The organism is Acinetobacter bouvetii DSM 14964 = CIP 107468 (assembly GCF_000368865.1).
Taxonomy (GTDB): domain Bacteria; phylum Pseudomonadota; class Gammaproteobacteria; order Pseudomonadales; family Moraxellaceae; genus Acinetobacter; species Acinetobacter bouvetii.
Genome location: NZ_KB849726.1, coordinates 710,710 through 727,809, shown reverse-complemented (window position 1 = coordinate 727,809; position 17,100 = coordinate 710,710). Strand labels below are relative to the sequence as shown.

18 protein-coding genes are annotated in these 17,100 nt (G+C 43.1%); 2 read left to right on the top strand and 16 right to left on the bottom strand.

What is annotated here, in order from left to right:
- Positions 1 to 4: 4 nt before the first annotated feature.
- From F941_RS06300 to F941_RS06280, 5 genes are all read right to left on the bottom strand, one after another.
- On the bottom strand, positions 5 to 664 hold the full coding sequence (locus F941_RS06300; RefSeq protein ID WP_005009063.1) for an SOS response-associated peptidase: 660 nt from the start codon (positions 662 to 664) through the stop codon (positions 5 to 7).
- 268 nt (positions 665 to 932) lie between these two features.
- Complete coding sequence (locus F941_RS06295; protein WP_005009059.1) at positions 933 to 1,424, bottom strand: hypothetical protein; 492 nt, start codon at positions 1,422 to 1,424, stop codon at positions 933 to 935.
- A 78-nt stretch (positions 1,425 to 1,502) separates the two neighbouring features.
- Positions 1,503 to 3,665, bottom strand: a complete 2,163-nt coding sequence (locus F941_RS06290) for a malate synthase G (RefSeq protein ID WP_005009057.1) — start codon at positions 3,663 to 3,665, stop codon at positions 1,503 to 1,505.
- 379 nt (positions 3,666 to 4,044) lie between these two features.
- The gene (zapE, locus tag F941_RS06285; RefSeq protein ID WP_005009056.1) at positions 4,045 to 5,190 is read right to left on the bottom strand and encodes a cell division protein ZapE; all 1,146 of its coding nucleotides are present in this window, start codon (positions 5,188 to 5,190) and stop codon (positions 4,045 to 4,047) included.
- A gap of 85 nt (positions 5,191 to 5,275) precedes the next feature.
- The gene (locus F941_RS06280; protein ID WP_005009055.1) at positions 5,276 to 6,283 is read right to left on the bottom strand and encodes a helix-turn-helix domain-containing protein; all 1,008 of its coding nucleotides are present in this window, start codon (positions 6,281 to 6,283) and stop codon (positions 5,276 to 5,278) included.
- A 156-nt stretch (positions 6,284 to 6,439) separates the two neighbouring features.
- On the opposite strand from F941_RS06280, the gene F941_RS06275 reads away from it, so the two are divergent.
- A complete protein-coding gene (locus tag F941_RS06275) occupies positions 6,440 to 7,945 on the top strand; it encodes a flavin-containing monooxygenase (protein ID WP_005009051.1) in 1,506 nt (501 codons plus the stop codon).
- Positions 7,946 to 7,994: 49 nt separating this feature from the next.
- Positions 7,995 to 8,903, top strand: coding sequence for a LysO family transporter (locus F941_RS06270; RefSeq protein WP_005009049.1), 909 nt, complete (start codon positions 7,995 to 7,997; stop codon positions 8,901 to 8,903).
- Positions 8,904 to 8,988: 85 nt separating this feature from the next.
- Here F941_RS06270 and F941_RS06265 read toward each other — a convergent pair whose 3' ends face one another.
- From F941_RS06265 to F941_RS06215, 11 genes are all read right to left on the bottom strand, one after another.
- The gene (locus F941_RS06265; protein ID WP_005009047.1) at positions 8,989 to 9,186 is read right to left on the bottom strand and encodes a hypothetical protein; all 198 of its coding nucleotides are present in this window, start codon (positions 9,184 to 9,186) and stop codon (positions 8,989 to 8,991) included.
- A gap of 114 nt (positions 9,187 to 9,300) precedes the next feature.
- Entirely contained in the window at positions 9,301 to 9,981 is a 681-nt protein-coding gene (pyrF, locus tag F941_RS06260) for an orotidine-5'-phosphate decarboxylase (protein ID WP_005009045.1), read from the bottom strand.
- A gap of 224 nt (positions 9,982 to 10,205) precedes the next feature.
- Complete coding sequence (locus F941_RS06255; RefSeq protein WP_005009043.1) at positions 10,206 to 10,571, bottom strand: lipopolysaccharide assembly protein LapA domain-containing protein; 366 nt, start codon at positions 10,569 to 10,571, stop codon at positions 10,206 to 10,208.
- 24 nt (positions 10,572 to 10,595) lie between these two features.
- Entirely contained in the window at positions 10,596 to 10,898 is a 303-nt protein-coding gene (locus tag F941_RS06250; RefSeq protein WP_005009041.1) for an integration host factor subunit beta, read from the bottom strand.
- Positions 10,899 to 11,061: 163 nt separating this feature from the next.
- A complete protein-coding gene (gene rpsA / locus F941_RS06245) occupies positions 11,062 to 12,738 on the bottom strand; it encodes a 30S ribosomal protein S1 (protein ID WP_005009040.1) in 1,677 nt (558 codons plus the stop codon).
- 108 nt (positions 12,739 to 12,846) lie between these two features.
- Entirely contained in the window at positions 12,847 to 13,530 is a 684-nt protein-coding gene (gene cmk / locus F941_RS06240) for a (d)CMP kinase (RefSeq protein WP_005009036.1), read from the bottom strand.
- A gap of 18 nt (positions 13,531 to 13,548) precedes the next feature.
- Positions 13,549 to 13,980 carry an SRPBCC family protein gene (locus tag F941_RS06235; RefSeq protein ID WP_005009034.1) on the bottom strand — a complete coding sequence of 144 codons (432 nt, stop codon included), beginning with the start codon at positions 13,978 to 13,980 and terminating at the stop codon, positions 13,549 to 13,551.
- Positions 13,981 to 14,035: 55 nt separating this feature from the next.
- Positions 14,036 to 14,560 carry a tRNA adenosine(34) deaminase TadA gene (gene tadA / locus F941_RS06230; RefSeq protein ID WP_005009031.1) on the bottom strand — a complete coding sequence of 175 codons (525 nt, stop codon included), beginning with the start codon at positions 14,558 to 14,560 and terminating at the stop codon, positions 14,036 to 14,038.
- 7 nt (positions 14,561 to 14,567) lie between these two features.
- Entirely contained in the window at positions 14,568 to 15,692 is a 1,125-nt protein-coding gene (locus tag F941_RS06225) for an enoyl-CoA hydratase/isomerase family protein (protein ID WP_005009029.1), read from the bottom strand.
- Positions 15,689 to 16,402, bottom strand: coding sequence for a uracil-DNA glycosylase (ung, locus tag F941_RS06220; protein WP_005009026.1), 714 nt, complete (start codon positions 16,400 to 16,402; stop codon positions 15,689 to 15,691). Before ung ends, F941_RS06225 begins: the two co-directional genes overlap by 4 nt.
- A gap of 45 nt (positions 16,403 to 16,447) precedes the next feature.
- Positions 16,448 to 17,044 (bottom strand): 6-pyruvoyl trahydropterin synthase family protein, encoded by a 597-nt coding sequence (locus F941_RS06215; protein ID WP_005009024.1) that lies wholly within the window; start codon positions 17,042 to 17,044, stop codon positions 16,448 to 16,450.
- Between the last annotated feature and the right edge of the window lie 56 nt (positions 17,045 to 17,100).

Below are 17,100 nucleotides of genomic sequence, written 5' to 3'. Positions count from 1 at the left end.
TATATCAATCGAAAAAATTCAGTTGGGGGTTGATTTTTTCGATTTTTATTTTAGGCGCATAAGCACATTCAAATTCTTCTACGGGAAACCCGTCTACAAAACTCTGAATATTGGATGATTTCCAGCTGAGCCACTGTTCCAGCCGGTCATGCGGAATCACGATGACTGAACGCTTTATATCACCTGGCTCATGAAATTCTTTCATCATGGCATGGCCTATCGCATTCATAGTAATCATCGTTGCCGATCGAATAATATCTTCGCTTTTTTGGCAAATTTCATATAGCGCCGCAATATAGAAGGCTTGACCGTCTTTGCGTCTGACACTCCAGCGCTGAGGCTTATTATCAATGTATTTTGATTCATAAAATTCGGAAACGGGAATGACACCGAATTTACACTTATGAATCGAATTTTGAAATGTCGGCTTTTGCATCAGTGTTTCATTGCGCGCATTATAAGTCTTCAGTGCAATCGACAGATCATCAGCCCATTTAGGAATCATGCCAAAGCGCACTTTGCGCCACTCGAGCCCTTGCTGGGATCTAAACAGCAGAGGCATTTCATAATTCGGGTAGACTTCATCTGAATATTCAAACGGAATTTCAGTTAACCCTAACGCTTCAAGCTGCGCCAATGTCAGCGGTTTGAAATTTGCACACATGATGAAAATAATTGATTTGGAGATTTTCATTATAAGACGGATATTATGATTCTGTATCTGATGGGCTTCAAGCCAACGACAATATCCCGCTCAATTTCAAACTGCAAAAGCCCGCCTTGTAAACGGCCGGGCTTAGAATTGCATAGCATACACCGCCACGGCAATGTCATTCTTTTGAGTGCAATCGCTTCATTGCATACAGTCTATCGCTTTTAAAGTAAGCCAAATGGCCCCAAAACCATGCTTCATGAAATCCCATAAAACAAACTTAACTTTTTACCGCCGCCTGCGGGCTGTTTATTTTCTTAACGGCTGCACAAATACGCCAATACACCAAAAAAGAAGAAAAAATATCAACCGCCATACTGATGAGTGTTTTGATATGTGCAAATTGCGCTTCATCAAAATCAGCTTCAAACTGGTTAAAAATAGATAAAATGAGTGAATAAAGAACAATAACAAATGCTGTAGTTTTCAGCATGATCGGTAAATAAAGGGCAATAATGCGGTTTAAAAAAGCATGCCCCTGCGCACCGCCATTGGCTTTAAATATGGCATTGGTCCAGCTGATCAATAGGCCCAAATTAATCAAAAAAAGTGCAAAACTGATTTTCAGCTCTTCCGGTTCAATTTGACTGGAAGCAAAAATGCCCAATAGCACAATAATACTGCTGGCCAAATAATAATTTTTAAACTCGTTTTGACTCACTCTATTTTGTTTTAAATCTTCAATCAGCTTATCTGTGCGCCAAAAATACATGCTTTACTCCATTTGTATATTTCCATCATATATAAAAAAAGCCTCCGAAGAGGCTTTTTTGATTAGACAAGGTGAAGATTAATCACCAGTATAACCTTTTAACTTTAAACGCGCTGCATGAAGCAATGGCTCAGTGTAGCCCGATGGCTGTTCGCCGCCTTTGAACACTAGATCATACGCCGCTTGGTATGCATAACCGTTGAATGCTGGCGCCATAGGCGTGTAAAGCGGATCGTTTGCATTTTGCTCATCCACAATTTTCGCCATACGCTGCATCACTTCTTCAACTTGCGCTGCAGATACGATGCCATGACGCAGCCAGTTTGCAACGTGCTGAGATGAAATACGCAATGTTGCACGGTCTTCCATTAAGCCAACGTTGTTGATGTCTGGCACTTTAGAACAGCCCACACCCAAGTCAACCCAGCGTACGACATACCCCAAGATCCCTTGAAGGTTATTTTCAAGCTCTTTGGTTTTCTCTTCTTCAGTCCAGTTTGTATCGGCTGCTAAAGGCGGAGTTAACAAGTCATCTAGCGGCAATGCTTCCGTTTTCAACAACTCTTGCTGACGAGCCGATACATTGCACTGATGGTAGTGAATCGCGTGAATGACTGCGCCAGATGGAGATGGAACCCATGCACAGCTTGCGCCCGCTTCTGGATGCTCAATCTTGGTTTTATACATATCCGCAAGCATATCCGGCTTAGGCCACATGCCTTTACCAATTTGCGCTTTACCGCGAAGGCCTGTTTGAAGACCAATCATCACGTTGCGGTTTTCATAAGCTGGGAACCAGATCTGCGCTTTCACTTCGCCTTTGCGAACGAATGGGCCCGCTTCCATAAAGGTATGGATTTCATCACCAGTACGGTCCATGAAGCCCGTGTTGATGAAAATAGTACGGTCTTTCGCTTGAGCAATACAGTTTTTCAAGTTTACAGATGTACGGCGTTCTTCATCCATAATCCCGATTTTTAACGTTTTCGCAGGTAAGCCTAGCGCTTGTTCTGAACGTTCAAACAATTCAACAGCAAATGCAACTTCTTCTGGACCATGCATTTTTGGTTTAACGATATACATTGACCCTTTACGAGAGTTTTTGTTTTCGTTTTGACCTTTGATGTCTGCGAAAGTCAATAATGGTGTAATTAAAGCATCCATAATACCTTCGTAGATTTCAGCACCATCTACAAGGATCGCAGGGTTCGTCATTAAATGACCCACGTTGCGAAGCAGCATCAATGAACGGCCATGAAGTTTCGTTTCACCGCCAATCAAGTTTTTGTGCGTACGGTCTTTATTCAGAGTACGCGTTACAGTTTTACCGTTTTTCTCGATAGATTCTGAAAGAGTGCCTTTCATTAAGCCTAACCAGTTGCGGTAGCCTTCCACTTTTTCTTCAGCATCAACGGCTGCAATCGAATCTTCTAAATCCTGAATCGTGGTAAGCGCTGCTTCAAGAACAAGGTCTTTTACACCCGCCGCATCAGTTTTACCAATAGGGCTAGTTGCATCTACTTCAATGATCACGTGCAGACCATTGTTAAGAAGTACAATTTCAACAGGTGCAGATTCTTCACCATTGAAACCAACGAACTGCGCTTCTTTCGCTAAAGTGGTTGTTGAACCGTCTTTCAGCGTTACCGCCAGTTTCTTGCCTTCTACCGCATATTTTGTCGCATCAGCATGTGAACCGCTTGCTAATGGGAAGGTTTCATTTAAGAAATTCTTAGCAAATGCAATTACTTTTTCGCCGCGGACAGGGTTGTAGCCCTTGCCTTTTTCTGCGCCGCCTTCTTCAGGGATCACGTCAAAACCGTAAAGCGCATCGTATAAAGAACCCCAGCGCGCGTTTGCAGCATTTAAGCAGTAACGCGCATTACGCACAGGTACCACCAATTGTGAACCAGCCAGCAATGCGATCTCTTCGTCTACATTTTCTGTGCTGATTTGAAAATCTTCTACTTCTGGTAATAAGTAGCCAATTTCAGTAAGGAAAGCTTTGTAAGCTTCGAGTTCAAATTTGTTGTTGCGGTGCCATTCATCAATTTTCGCTTGAATGTCGTCACGCTTAGCCAATAGTGCTTTGTTCTTTGGGCTAAGATCGACAACGACTTGTTCAAAGTTTTTCCAGTAAGTTTCACTGTCCAAACCTGAACCTGGAAGTGCTTCATTTTCGATGAAATCGTAAAGTTCTTTAGCAATCGCTAACTTGCCTTTTTGAATACGTGCAGTCATTGTCTTTCCTGATATTGCTACTTTTTATAACAAGAGATTCCAGTATACCTATTTATACTTAGCTGAATAGCACTATCACATTACTAAATAACGATCATTTTTTACCAAGCAAATACCCTCATGACTTGATAAAATAACGATCAGAAATGCAACATCATCATCAGCTTGAATGCTCTTTTACAGTGTATAAAGTTTTTGAAATGCCGAAATTAGACTTAAGTGCAGAATTTTGTTTTAAAACTGAACAAAATTGGCTTTTTCAGTCACTCGAAGGCTTGATTAAGCCATGAAAAATACCAAATGTCGATAAAATCGCCAGTCATATTTGCATAAAAAAAAGCGCCAGTTCTTGGCGCTCCTTGCTGTGCTTCATCAGCGATTATTCTGCATTTTCCGGTGCATTAATTTGACGGTGCGCCGAATTCAAATAGTCATCGGATTGCATTTCCAATAAGCGTGAACGCGTGCGTTCAATTTCAAAGGCCAATTTTTCACCTTGATAAAGGTCAATAATTGAATCTTCCGAAGTTAACAGCAGCTTTACGCCGCGGTCATAAAATTCATCCACCAAATAAATAAAACGGCGTGTGCCCTCAGAGAGGTAATCCGTCATGTGCGGCACATTGCTGACCAATACCGTATTATAAATATTGGCGATTTCGATAAAATCCGCAGGGCTGCGCGGCTTTAAGCACAGTTCAGAATATTCACACCACAGCACATCTTCTGTATGGCCAATGGTTTCGACTATCCGTTTATTAATGATAATCGGCTCCTGAGACACGGTTTGAGTTTGCGTCAAAGCGCCGAAACGCTGCGCCATCCACAATTTATTTTCATGCGTTAAAGGGCTTTTAAACAGCTGTGCCTGTTTCAATACGCGCAAGCGGTAGTCTACGCCTGCATCCACATTCAGGACGACACAGTTCTTTTTCACCATTTCAATAGTGGGAATAAAACGGTCCCGATGAATGCCATTCTTATATAAGCCGTCTGGCGCAATGTTTGAGGTGGCGACCAAAGTCACACCGCGGGCAAACAATTTTTGAAACAAGTCACTCAGAATCATGGCATCGGTGACATTTGAAACAAAGAATTCATCAAAGCAAATGACAACCGCTTCTTTATAAATTTGATCTGCAACCAACTCTAAAGGATTGCGCTGCCCCGAAAGCTTATTCAGCTCACGGTGCACATGCTGCATAAAATGATGAAAATGCATGCGGGTCTTACGGCGGAACGGCACAGATTCATAAAACTGATCCATCAGCCATGTTTTACCGCGGCCGACACCACCCCACATATAAACGCCATGCGGTGATGTTTGGCGGCGGAAACGGCGGAAGGCCTTTTTTGAAGCTTTAAAACGCTGAATCAGCTCTTGCCATACGCGGTCCAGTTCATGCACCGCAACAGCCTGAGCCTCATCTGGCAAAAATTGGCCAGATGCCAGCGCTTGTGCATAACGCTCTGCGGGAGAAATTGGAGTAAAAGCCGTACTGTGGTGAGTTTGTAATTCAGACATATCATTAAATACTATTTGGGGCTATATAAAATTATAGCGAAGATTGAACCGTAATATATAACACTTTGGCATTAATAAACTTAGGCTATTTTGTATATTGACGCGGGCTTTGCCCGAACCAGCGCTTAAACGCATGATTAAATGCTGCAGGTTCTGAATAGCCTAATAATTCTGCAATCATCTCAATTGAATACTCCTTGTATTCCATCAGCCGCAAAGCCTTGTCCTTAATAATGTCTTCGCGGATTTGCTTATAGCTGGTATTCAGCTGCTGCAATTGATGCCTCAATGTCCGCTCAGGCAAATTCAGCGCTTGCGCGGTTTCCGCCATGCTGGGCATAGCTCCGGTCTGCAGCTCTAAATAATCCTGTACACGCTGAATCAATGACGGCGCCTGCTCATCAGCCATTAAGCGCTCCAATTCTGCGATGCATTTTGCTTCATACAATCGGAAGGTAATCGGATCGGCTGACGGAATTTTCACATCAAATACCGATTCATCAAACCAAAAACTGGCATATGGCGCACCAAACCTGACCTGCGGACCATAGTAATCATGATAAATCGCCAACTGCTGCGGATCTTGCGGCTGCTTAAATGGCAAATCAATCAGCACCTGCGGAGACGCCAGACCCATCATTTTATATAAATCACGGATAAATTTATAAGTGCCCGATATTTCACATTGCGCCAGCAGCAGGCCCAATTCCGTATGGATATTTTGCGGGCGGTAGCATAGCGCTATTTTATGATCAGCAATGTCCAGCGCCAAACGCCCGGTCAAATGCGTGAGCTGCTGAAACCGAATGCCTTGATCCAGCACGGTGCGTAACGTTGGGCTTGTGACCAAAAGCATCAATAACGGCCCATAACCCGCCAGCGTATAATGCTGTCCAATAAATAAGCCCTGTTCCGGCGCAACATCCTGCCCTATGACTTTCAGCACATCCCATTCCAGACTTGGATGAATGACCGATGTTGCATCCAGCGCATCAATGCGCAGGCCAATCGTTTGCAGTTTTGCATCCACATCTATCCCAGCTTTGCGCATGCCCTGCACCAAATACATCAAGCTGAGAATAGATCGCTTCATTACAGTATAAATCCATAAAAGTTCTTTCTTTTGTACTATAAATATTCAGCTTTGAAAATTGCCGTTTTGATCAATTTAACTGTCAGCCCAATCATAGTGTCAGCATATATATTTCATTTATGCTGTGCATCATAAGGAATAAAAAGAGCTATTTGTATGGAAAATACGGAAAATCAAAAGATTGGCAAAACGCAAATCGCGATTATTGGCGGCGGCTTTGGCGGCATTGCAATGGCTATACGCCTGCTGCAAAACAGCATTCAAGACTTCACTATCCTGGAAAAAGCCAATGATTTTGGCGGCACTTGGCGTGAAAACCGCTACCCGGGCGCAGCCTGTGATGTACAGTCGCATATGTATTCACTCTCCTTTGCACCCAAAACAGACTGGACGAAACGCTATGCCGAAGCGCCTGAAATTTTTGATTATATTCAAGGATTAATTTCCGAATTTAAACTTGCACAGTATGCGCGCTTGCAATGTGAAGTCCTTTCAGCCGTATATCTTGAAGATGAGTGCCAATGGCAACTGACTCTAAATGATCAAAGCACACTGATCGCACAATATGTCATTTTTGCCTCCGGCCCGCTGCATGTCCCGCAAATTCCGCATATTTCTGGAATTGAAAATTTTAAAGGCAAAGTTTTCCATTCATCACAGTGGGATCATGACTATGATTTGCACGGAAAAACGGTAGCCTCAATCGGCACTGGCGGCAGCGCAATTCAATATATTCCTGAAATTGCGCCGCAAACGGAACGGCTTTATGTTTTTCAGCGTACAGCCGCATGGGTCATTCCCCGTGATGAGCGCCTGTATAAAGATTTAGAAAAAAAGCTTTTTGCAAAATTCGACTGGTTCAGAAAATTGCACCGTGCACGCTTATACTGGTCAAACGAATCAAGGGTTGTGCCGATTGTAAAACCTCTGACCATGAAATATGCGCAGAAGCTGGCTGAAGTTTTTATCCGCTACCAAGTTAAAGACAAAACCATTGCTAAAAAACTTACCCCTGACTACATTATGGGCTGCAAGCGGATCTTAGTTTCTAATAAATATTTTCCTGCATTCAACCGAAAAAATGTTGAGCTGGTCACAGACGGCATCCAAGAGTTGACTGCCGACAGCATCATCACGCAGGATGGAAAAATTCGTAAAATTGACTGCCTCATATATGGGACAGGCTTTATTACCGACCCCCGCATTTACCTCAAGTCATTCAACTGTACGGGTTTAAATGGCCTTGAATTAAAAGATGCATGGAAAGATGGCGCAGAAAGTTTTTATGGCATCAGCACTAAAGGCTTTCCAAACCTTTTCCAGCTGCTGGGGCCAAATACCGTTTTAGCCCACAACTCTGTGGTTTTTATGATTGAATCGCAAGTTGAATATATTCTGCAAATGATGGATCTTGTGGCCAGGACACACAGCCAAGCAATTGCAGTGAAAGGTCACGTGCAGGATCAGTTTAATCAGCAGGTGCAAACCATGATGGGCGGTACCGTATGGCAATCCGGCTGTGTCAGCTGGTATCAGCAGGATGGCGGGAAAAACTTTGCCCTGTGGCCAACCTATACTTGGAAATATTGGCTCAATACCAAAAAACTGAATCCCGCAGATTATCTTCTGCTCACAAAATCTAAGGGAACACGTGCAGCATAAATATTTAATGGTCATAATAGGCAGGTGTTCTTCACCTGCTTGATTTTTTATGCAATCCTTTTGGTTGATTTTTCAGCTGCTATTTTGCCTGTTCCTGGGCTTTATGCTTGCCCGCCGTTTACCGACTAAATTAGAACAATTTGGCTTCAAAATACTGCCTTATTTTTCCTACCTCCTGCTTATTGCCATTGCTATTGAGTTTTCACAGACTTTACAAAGCATCAGCAGTCCTGCGCATATTTTAACCACAGCTGTCAGCATTGCACTGGCCACATCGGTCGGAGCATTTATCTGCTGCTATTTATTATTCAAAGCCATTGGCTATCAGCCGATGCAAGGCAAAGTTTCTGCCGACCTGCTGCTCAGTTCCTTATTGAATATCAGCTACGCTTTTTTTGCCCTCGCATTCGGTTATGGCGCAGCAGAGCTCTTCAGCCATCTTAATATAGGCCTGCATATCAGCACATGGAATCTGCTGCTGGGCTTTATGTTCTTAATCGGCTTGGATTTAGCCTACTCACCATTAGACCGATCATGGCTGAATTGGAAAATCCTGCTGGTGCCGCTGGCCTGCATTATTGGCTCAATTTTAGGCGCGCTGGCTGTTTCATTTGCCATTAGCGAGATCAGCTTAAAAGATTTAATTATGCTGTCGCAAGGCTACGGTTTTTACTCCATGACCGGGATTGTCATTACTCAATTGAAAGATGCGCATTTAGGCAGCATTGCGCTCATTAACGATTTATTCAGAGAAATTTTTTCTATCCTGTTTATGTATTTGATTGGCTGGCGCTACCCCCGCTCTGCTATTTCAGCAGCTGGCGCAACCGCGATGGATGTAACCCTGCCAATGGTCAAACAGTCTTGCGGCAATGACTTTATTCCGCATGCCATGGTCAGCGGTTTCATATTATCTGTTTTAGCGCCCATTGCTGTCAGCATATTGGCTGCGCTTTAATTGATCTAGCAATTCAAATGATAAGTCCCTCATCTTGCCAATAAGGGGCTTATCCAAACATTTAACTCACTAATGAACAAATCAACTAGATACTCAAATCAATACCGCTAATCAAATCAGCAACAACATCAATCGCTTCCTTTACGATTTCAACAACATCAATACCTGAAGCCCAATTAGAAGAATTAGGTTGCTTCTGTTCTTGCTCTAATTGCTCAATGTACTGTACTTCAGTATTTTGCAACTCGTCTAATGCGGGCTTATTTTCATATCGCCAATTCACTATTTTAAGAATGAAAAGACCAATGTATAAAAAAAAACCTTTCTTATGAAAGGTTTTTTAGTATTCTGGATCAAATAAAATAATTACCGAGTGAAGTATTTATCGAATGCAAAATTATAGTGTCGCTAAAATATCTTTTAAAGTTTGACGAGGATTTTCAGATTTGGTAATTGGGCGGCCAATCACCAAGTGTGTTGCGCCATCTAACATTGCCTGTTTTGGCGTTACGATACGCTTTTGATCATCTGCACTTGAACCCTCAGGGCGAATACCCGGCGTCACCAATGCAAACTCTGAACCTAAAGCCTCGCGCAGCATTTTTGCTTCTTGCGCAGAACACACCACCCCATCCAAACCGCTGTCTTTAGTCAGTTTTGCCAAGCGCTTAACTTGTTCAAATGGCTCAATATCCAGACCAATGTCGGCTAAATCTTCACGGCCCATCGAAGTTAACACCGTTACTGCAATCAGCTGAGTGTTATAGTTGCCCGCCTTTAAACGCTCAACACAGGTTTCCATCATTTTACGGCCGCCTGAAGCATGGACATTCACCATCCACACCCCCATATCCGCAGCAGCACATACCGCTTGCGCAGTCGTATTGGGAATATCATGGAATTTTAGATCTAAAAAAACTTCAAAGCCTTCACCATGTAAAGCTTTAACAATAGAAGAGCCTTCATGGGTAAACAGCTCTTTACCAACTTTTACTCGGCATAATGCAGGGTCTAACTGCTCTGCCATTTTTAACGCGTCAAATTGGCTTTTAGCATCTAATGCAACAATGATACTCAAGAGACTACCCTTTTAAACAGACAAAAAAGAAAGCACATTATAGAGGCTAACCATGTTCACTCAAAGTCCCAATTGCCAAGATCATGCAAATGTGAAAACTTTTATTTAAGCCACAGATTTTATGCCATAAAAAAACACCCTGAATTTTCATCCAGGGTGCTTAAAATTTCAAAAATACTGCAACCATTTTCTTTAAGCTGTTTCAGCTTCAAGAAAAATCAAATTTATAAAGGAGTTGATTTTTGCTCATCCGGCTGAATATCCAAGACTGTCTTCTCATGTCTTGCATATGCCGCAGCTTCCGCAGCAGCCGCTTGCGCAGCTTGAATTTGCTCTTTACGCAAGCGGTCAATATCTTTACGCAAACGCTTAATTTCCCAATTGTTCTGGAATACTCGAAAGATCTGAACACCTATCAGCAAACCCAGCACAATACCCAAGGCCAAAGTCAGCAGAAGCAAAAGCCCTAGACGCATTGCCGGAACCTGAGTGAACAGCAAATCTACAGACAATTCAGTCCCGTTCTGGAGCACTAAAAATAGCGAATACCCAAATAGAACAATCAGTAAGATAACTAAGACGTAACGCATAAACACTCCTGAAAGAATCTAAAATTATACAGCAGACTCATTTACCGCATCACGGAGTGCTTTACCTGGCTTGAAGTGCGGTACTGCTTTCGCTGCAACTTCAACTGATTTGCCAGTTTTCGGGTTACGCCCTACACGCGGTTCACGGTGATGCAAGGCAAAACTGCCAAAGCCGCGAATTTCAATACGGTTATCTGTCGATAAAGCTTCGATCATTTGATCAATCATAATCTTAACAGCTTCTTCAACCAGCGGTTCAGCTAAGTGCGGGTTTTTAAGAGAAATACGCTCTATTAAATCTGACTTATTAAGTGCTTCAGTAGTCATCTGCGACCTCTTTAATTATCAAGCGACTCGGAATCTATTTCCTGATAATAACCTGTTTAAATACAAAACGGTAGCGTAATAATGACTTACTACGCTACCGTTTACAGTAATTGTGTAAAAAGTATTAATTAACTTACATTAACAATACGATTCAAGCACTTACTTAGTGGTTCATTTGAGCTTTGATCAAATCACCAATAGTCTTAGGACCATTGTCTTGAGAAGCAGACGCTTGACGCAAGTTAGCTACAGCTTCTTTCTCTTCAGCTTCGTCTTTCGCTTTGATAGACAAGTTGATAGAGCGTGATTTGCGGTCTACGTTGATGATTTTCGCTTCAACTTCTTGACCAACTTCTAAGAATTTAGTTGCATCTTCAACGCGGTCGCGGTTGATTTCAGATGCTTTCAAAGAAGCTTCAACTTCGTCAGCCAACTTAACAGTAGCGCCTTTAGCGTCAACTGCAGTTACAGTACCTTTAACAAGCGCACCGCGTTCGTTAGCAGCCAAGAAGTCATTGAACGGATCGTTGTTCAATTGTTTGATGCCAAGGCTGATACGGTTGCCTTCAGCGTCTACAGACAGGATAACCGCTTCAACAGTGTCACCTTTCTTGTAACGGCGGATAGCTTCTTCGCCTTGTTCGTTCCAAGAAATATCAGACAAGTGAACTAGGCCATCAATACCGCCTGGCAAACCAATGAAGATACCGAAGTCAGTGATAGACTTGATCGTACCAGAAACTTTTTCGCCTTTGTCGTGGTCTTTAGCAAACTCTTCCCATGGGTTAGCACGAGTTTGTTTGATACCAAGAGAAATACGGCGGCGTTCTTCATCAACTTCAAGAACCATAACATCAACTTCGTCACCAATCTGAACTACTTTAGACGGGTGGATGTTTTTGTTAGTGTGGTCCATTTCAGACACGTGTACTAAACCTTCAACGCCTTCAGCGATTTCTGCGAAACAGCCGTAGTCAGTTAAGTTTGTTACGCGCGCTTTAACGATAGAACCTTTAGGGTAACGGTTCATGATCGCTAACCATGGATCTTCGCCAAGCTGTTTAAGGCCTAGTGAAACACGGTTACGCTCTTTGTCAAATTTAAGTACTTTAACAGTAACTTCTTGACCCACTTCAACAACTTCTGAAGGGTGCTTGATGCGTTTCCAAGCCATGTCAGTGATGTGAAGAAGACCGTCAATACCGCCAAGGTCAACGAATGCGCCGTAGTCAGTAAGATTTTTGATAGTACCAGTAACTGTTTGACCTTCTTCAAGCTGAGCAAGAAGAGCTTCACGGTCAGCTGAAGATTCAGCTTCCATAACAGCGCGGCGAGATACAACAACGTTATTACGTTTAGCATCAAGCTTGATTACTTTAAATTCTAACTCTTTGCCTTCTAAGTGAGTAGTATCACGAATAGGGCGAGTATCAACTAAAGAACCTGGAAGGAACGCACGTACTGGACCGATGTCAACAGTGAAGCCGCCTTTAACTTTACCAGAGATAACACCAGTAACGATTTCGCCGTCTTCAAAGATTTTTTCAAGTTTAGTCCAAGTTTCAGCGCGTTTCGCTTTTTCACGAGACAGAACTGTTTGACCCATACCGTTGTCAAGAGCTTCAACAACAACGTCTACAGTGTCGCCAACTTGAACTTCAAGTTCACGTTGTTCATTTAAGAATTCAGCGCGGTCAACAATACCTTCTGATTTAAGGCCAGTGTCAACTGTTACCCAGTCAGAGTCGATGCTTACTACAACGCCTTGGATGACAGCACCCTTTTCAACGTTGAGGTTTAATTCGCTTTCTTCAAAGAGGGCTGCAAAAGATTCGGTCATGATATACCTGATAAAGTCAGCGGTCTTGGATCAGACAAGGCCGGTTTAATAAAGCGTCTACATAGTCCATATAGAACTGATCAAGCTATGCTTCTGCTGTAAAATTCTTTAATTCGCTAATTGTTTGTCGATATATGCTGTCATCAGACTGAATACCTCATCAATGCTCAATGCTGAGCTGTCAATGATATAAGCGTCTTCTGCCGGCTTGAGCGGAGCAATGGTACGCTCCATATCTCGTTTATCCCGAGCTTCAATATTAGCTAAAATGTCGTTTATTTTAGCATCTAGCCCCATACCCTGCAACTGCTTTACACGGCGCGCTGCCCGTGACTGCGCAGAAGCGGTCAGATAAATCTTGGCTTGAGCATTCGGAAAGATGAATGTAGCCATGTCTCGGCCGTCTGCAACTAAGCCGGGAGCTTGAGCAAAAGCATGCTGACGCGCCAGCAATGCCGTTCTAAGTGCAGGAATTGCAGCCACTTTTGACGCAAACTCGCCAACACGCTCTGTACGGATGGTCTGTGTAACATCTTGGCCATCCAGAAAAACTTGAACGCCCGATTCAGTTGTAATAAATTTTATGTCTAAATTTGCTGCAATTTCGGCGCATTTTGTCAATTCTGAGTCTAGCTTTTCCTGTAAACCCTGATTAAGCAATGATAAACCCAGCAAACGGTACAGCGCGCCCGAATCCAATAGATGGTATTGATAATGCGCTGCCAATTTGGCTGCTAATGTGCCTTTGCCGGAACCGCTCGGCCCATCAATTGTAATAATATTTACTGTCATTGCCTTTTCCGCCATTACTTACACAGTTTTTGCGAGTTTTGAAAAACCCAGTTTAATCGCAGATTTCAGCTGCGCAAGCACTAATTTGCTGACAAAAGGCGCGCGCGCCTGAAATTCGATGGTATAAGTCACTAATGTCTTATTTTCATCCACTGGCTGAAATTCAATAATTCCCAAATGATGTTTCACCAGCGGATTTTTAATAATCTTATATTCAATGCGCTGATTCGGAACCAACACAGTAATTTCTTCCTGAATCGGTTTTACCGGCCCCAAGCCTAAGCGGCGCACTGAGCCTACTCCGTCTGGACGCTGAAGATCTGCGGAATCTTTTACCCGCACCACTTGAACGGGTGCAAAAGCAACATTATAAGTTGCGTGTTTAGACAGTAATTCGAAAACCTTTTCTACTGGTGCATTGAATTCTTTTTTGACTTGCATCGCGTTCATAAAAATAACCCTTTGTTCTTTGACAATTCATATTGTCATTTTATTTTACCTGAATTTATTCAGACTGATCTGTATTTTTCATTCTTTCCAGTAATTTCATCTGTTTTTTTTGCTCACGCCTCATTTTAAAAAAAGCGCTGAGCTGCGCAGAACACTGCTCCTGCAGACAGCCCTGTTCAAATTCAAACACGTGATTATAGTAGCCGCTTTGCAGCAGCTGGCGCACACTGACCAGCGAACCTGCTTTTGGCTCTACCGCGCCAAACACCACACGCTTAATCCGCGCATGCACCAAAGCGCCGACACACATTGTGCACGGTTCTAATGTGACATACAGTGTTGCATCATCCGGCAGGCGGTAGTTTTGAAGGGATTGGCAAGCCTGACGAATGGCTTGAATTTCAGCATGCGCCGTCGGGTCATTTAAACTGATGGGCGCATTAAAACCTGCGCCAATGATTTGATGATTGCTGACAATAATTGCGCCTACAGGAATTTCCCCGATTAACGCAGCAGATGCAGCCTGCTCGCAAGCCTGCTGCATCCAGTATTCATCACTAAATTGTGTTTCTGCACTCATGTATGTATCAGTCAATAATACCGTATTGCTTTAACAGCACATTCCAGCTTTCAATGTTGGTGACTGGGGGATTGTCCGCCAAAATACCTTTCAGTGATAAATCTGCGCCCATTTTCCATTCAGGAGAAAGGTCTTTATCCACCAAACGCGCGCGCACCCCTTCCACAAAATCAGGATGACGGATTTTCCAATCTGAAATTTGGGTTTCAAGTTCAAACACTTCGTTCCATGAATGAACCTTCTTACCCCACTGCCAAAGCAGCCAAGTCAGAGCCGCAGTTGCTGGAGAACCTTTTTGCAAATTTTCGCTGGCTTGACGCAGCCAGTCGCTGCGCGCATCGCTCAAGCCGATGATCGATTCATAGTCATGCTCGAAATGCACACCGCGGCAAACACTCTGAATAACATCTAATGAGTTTTGCAGTGGGCCAGGGCCTACTGGACGGTGCATGCTGTTTAAAGTGTCATCAATAGCACGAAAATCACCTGCTGGATAATGCTCCCAGTCAATATTGATCACTTTTTCTAAAACAGTGTCGCGCTGCGCATCACAAATATGCGTTGCCCAGCCAATGCCGTAAGCGCCAGCAGCCGTCATGATTGAACCGGTTAGCCCTGTGAATAATCCAATTGCGCCGCGGTCTGCCAAGAAACGGGTTGCTCCCACATCTGGATACAGGCCAATGTTAATTTCCGGCATGGCAAGGCGTGAGTATGGCGTCACCAAACGGAATGGCGCCGCCATAAACAGGCCCAATCCACCGCCCATCACATAGCCTTCACCCCAGACTAAGACTGGTTTTGCGTAGTTATGCAACAAAAGATCTAAAGCATATTCCTGTTCAAAGAATTTATTGGCTGTTTCAACTTCATCATTAATCACCAGCTGACGAAGTTTTCGCACATCGCCGCCTGCGCAGAATGCTTTAGGTGTAGTTGAATCCAGCCAAATTGCCTTGACAGCATCATCTGCGTGTAGATCTTGAAATACTTCCAAAAGTGCAGAAGCAATAGACTCATCCAGAGCATGTAAAGATTTAGGACGGTTCAGGCGAACAATGCGCCAGCCGTTTTGTGCTTCTTCTACAATCAAATCCGGATGATAGTGTTTAGAAATGGGAGAATATGTCATGCGTCCAGCTGCCAATCTATAGGCTCAATGCCATGTTGTTTAAGATAATTATTTGATTTTGAAAACACCTTGCAGCCAAAAAAACCGCCTCGGTTGGCAGCCAAAGGTGATGGATGCGCCGCTTTCAGCACCAAGTGCTTACTAGAGTCAATCCGCTGCCCTTTGCGCTGCGCATACGCGCCCCAAAGGATAAAAACAATATGTTCTCGCTGCTCATTCAGCACATCAATAACATAGTCCGTAAAATCTTCCCAACCGCGTTTTTGATGTGACGTCGGCTGACCGGCTTCAACGGTCAAAACAGCATTTAGCAGCAAAACGCCTTGTTCTGCCCAATGCGTTAAGTTGCCGTGCTTAGGAATTTCAATGCCTAAATCATTATGCAGTTCATGAAAAATATTACGTAAAGATGGAGGCAATGCAACCCCCTTCTGCACCGAAAAGCTTAAGCCATGCGCTTGATTTGGGCCATGATAAGGGTCTTGGCCTAAAATCACCACCTTCACATGCGGCATAGGCGTAGTATTCAGCGCATTGAATATCAATGAGCTTGGCGGATAAATTACTTTATCCGCATTTTTTTCCTGAACAAGAAAGTCTTTTAATTCATCCATTTTCGGGCTAAGCAAAAATTCACTTAAACCGTATTTCCAACTCGCCTCAAGCTGCACCTTTTCCAGTTGAGCCTGCTGCTGTTCAGATAAAGACATACTTGCTACCTAATTCCTTTTCTAGCTTAATCATGCAATGCTGCATTAAAGTTTAACTTGCAAATCCACGCTTGGATTTTGAAATTTAATGCCGCGGATTAATTTATCAAACATTTCAGGATCTGCCCACTCCGCTTTCACCTGCTCTGAAAATTCAATCTGGTCTAAATTTAAAAGGCCCATTTGCTTATTAGTAATATCTTCTGCAAAACTTTGCGCATAGCCCGTATCAGTTTCATGCACAATCACAGAATAGACTTCAACATCACCTTCGCCATTTTGGGTTTCGGTCGATGCCAGCACTTGCTGCGCCAAATAAAAGAAAATTCTTGAAAACTGTTCTGCCGATGGAGACACAGGCAAAGACACCCAGCGCGCACTGAAGTTTTTGCACGCCTCAATATAGCCTGCATTGTCTTGCTGCCAAAAACAGATTGCATGATCAAAACTGTCGTAAAGGTCTTTAATGACGCCTTTCAGCAGTCCAAAATCGTAAACCATTTGACCATGATCTAATTTCGAAGCTTTAAGCAATAGCTCAACTTTATAGCTGTGCCCGTGAATTGAACGCTTGCAGCGGTCTGAAGTGCAGTTACGCACAATATGAGCATTTTCAAACTTAAATAACTTACGAATTAACATATGCCGTAATTCAATTAAAACTTGTGAATTTATCGGGATTATAAAGCAAAACTAAA

What these genes read in the sequence shown, in the direction of transcription:
- F941_RS06300 (WP_005009063.1), bottom strand. Translation starts at nt 664, where the DNA reads ATGTGTGCAAATTTCAAACCGCTGACATTGGCGCAGCTTGAAGCGTTA.
- F941_RS06295 (WP_005009059.1), bottom strand. Translation starts at nt 1,424, where the DNA reads ATGTATTTTTGGCGCACAGATAAGCTGATTGAAGATTTAAAACAAAAT.
- F941_RS06290 (WP_005009057.1), bottom strand. Translation starts at nt 3,665, where the DNA reads ATGACTGCACGTATTCAAAAAGGCAAGTTAGCGATTGCTAAAGAACTT.
- zapE (WP_005009056.1), bottom strand. Translation starts at nt 5,190, where the DNA reads ATGTCTGAATTACAAACTCACCACAGTACGGCTTTTACTCCAATTTCT.
- F941_RS06280 (WP_005009055.1), bottom strand. Translation starts at nt 6,283, where the DNA reads ATGAAGCGATCTATTCTCAGCTTGATGTATTTGGTGCAGGGCATGCGC.
- F941_RS06275 (WP_005009051.1), top strand. Translation starts at nt 6,440, where the DNA reads ATGGAAAATACGGAAAATCAAAAGATTGGCAAAACGCAAATCGCGATT.
- F941_RS06270 (WP_005009049.1), top strand. Translation starts at nt 7,995, where the DNA reads ATGCAATCCTTTTGGTTGATTTTTCAGCTGCTATTTTGCCTGTTCCTG.
- F941_RS06255 (WP_005009043.1), bottom strand. Translation starts at nt 10,571, where the DNA reads ATGCGTTACGTCTTAGTTATCTTACTGATTGTTCTATTTGGGTATTCG.
- F941_RS06250 (WP_005009041.1), bottom strand. Translation starts at nt 10,898, where the DNA reads ATGACTACTGAAGCACTTAATAAGTCAGATTTAATAGAGCGTATTTCT.
- rpsA (WP_005009040.1), bottom strand. Translation starts at nt 12,738, where the DNA reads ATGACCGAATCTTTTGCAGCCCTCTTTGAAGAAAGCGAATTAAACCTC.
- cmk (WP_005009036.1), bottom strand. Translation starts at nt 13,530, where the DNA reads ATGACAGTAAATATTATTACAATTGATGGGCCGAGCGGTTCCGGCAAA.
- F941_RS06235 (WP_005009034.1), bottom strand. Translation starts at nt 13,980, where the DNA reads ATGAACGCGATGCAAGTCAAAAAAGAATTCAATGCACCAGTAGAAAAG.
- tadA (WP_005009031.1), bottom strand. Translation starts at nt 14,560, where the DNA reads ATGAGTGCAGAAACACAATTTAGTGATGAATACTGGATGCAGCAGGCT.
- F941_RS06225 (WP_005009029.1), bottom strand. Translation starts at nt 15,692, where the DNA reads ATGACATATTCTCCCATTTCTAAACACTATCATCCGGATTTGATTGTA.
- ung (WP_005009026.1), bottom strand. Translation starts at nt 16,402, where the DNA reads ATGTCTTTATCTGAACAGCAGCAGGCTCAACTGGAAAAGGTGCAGCTT.
- F941_RS06215 (WP_005009024.1), bottom strand. Translation starts at nt 17,044, where the DNA reads ATGTTAATTCGTAAGTTATTTAAGTTTGAAAATGCTCATATTGTGCGT.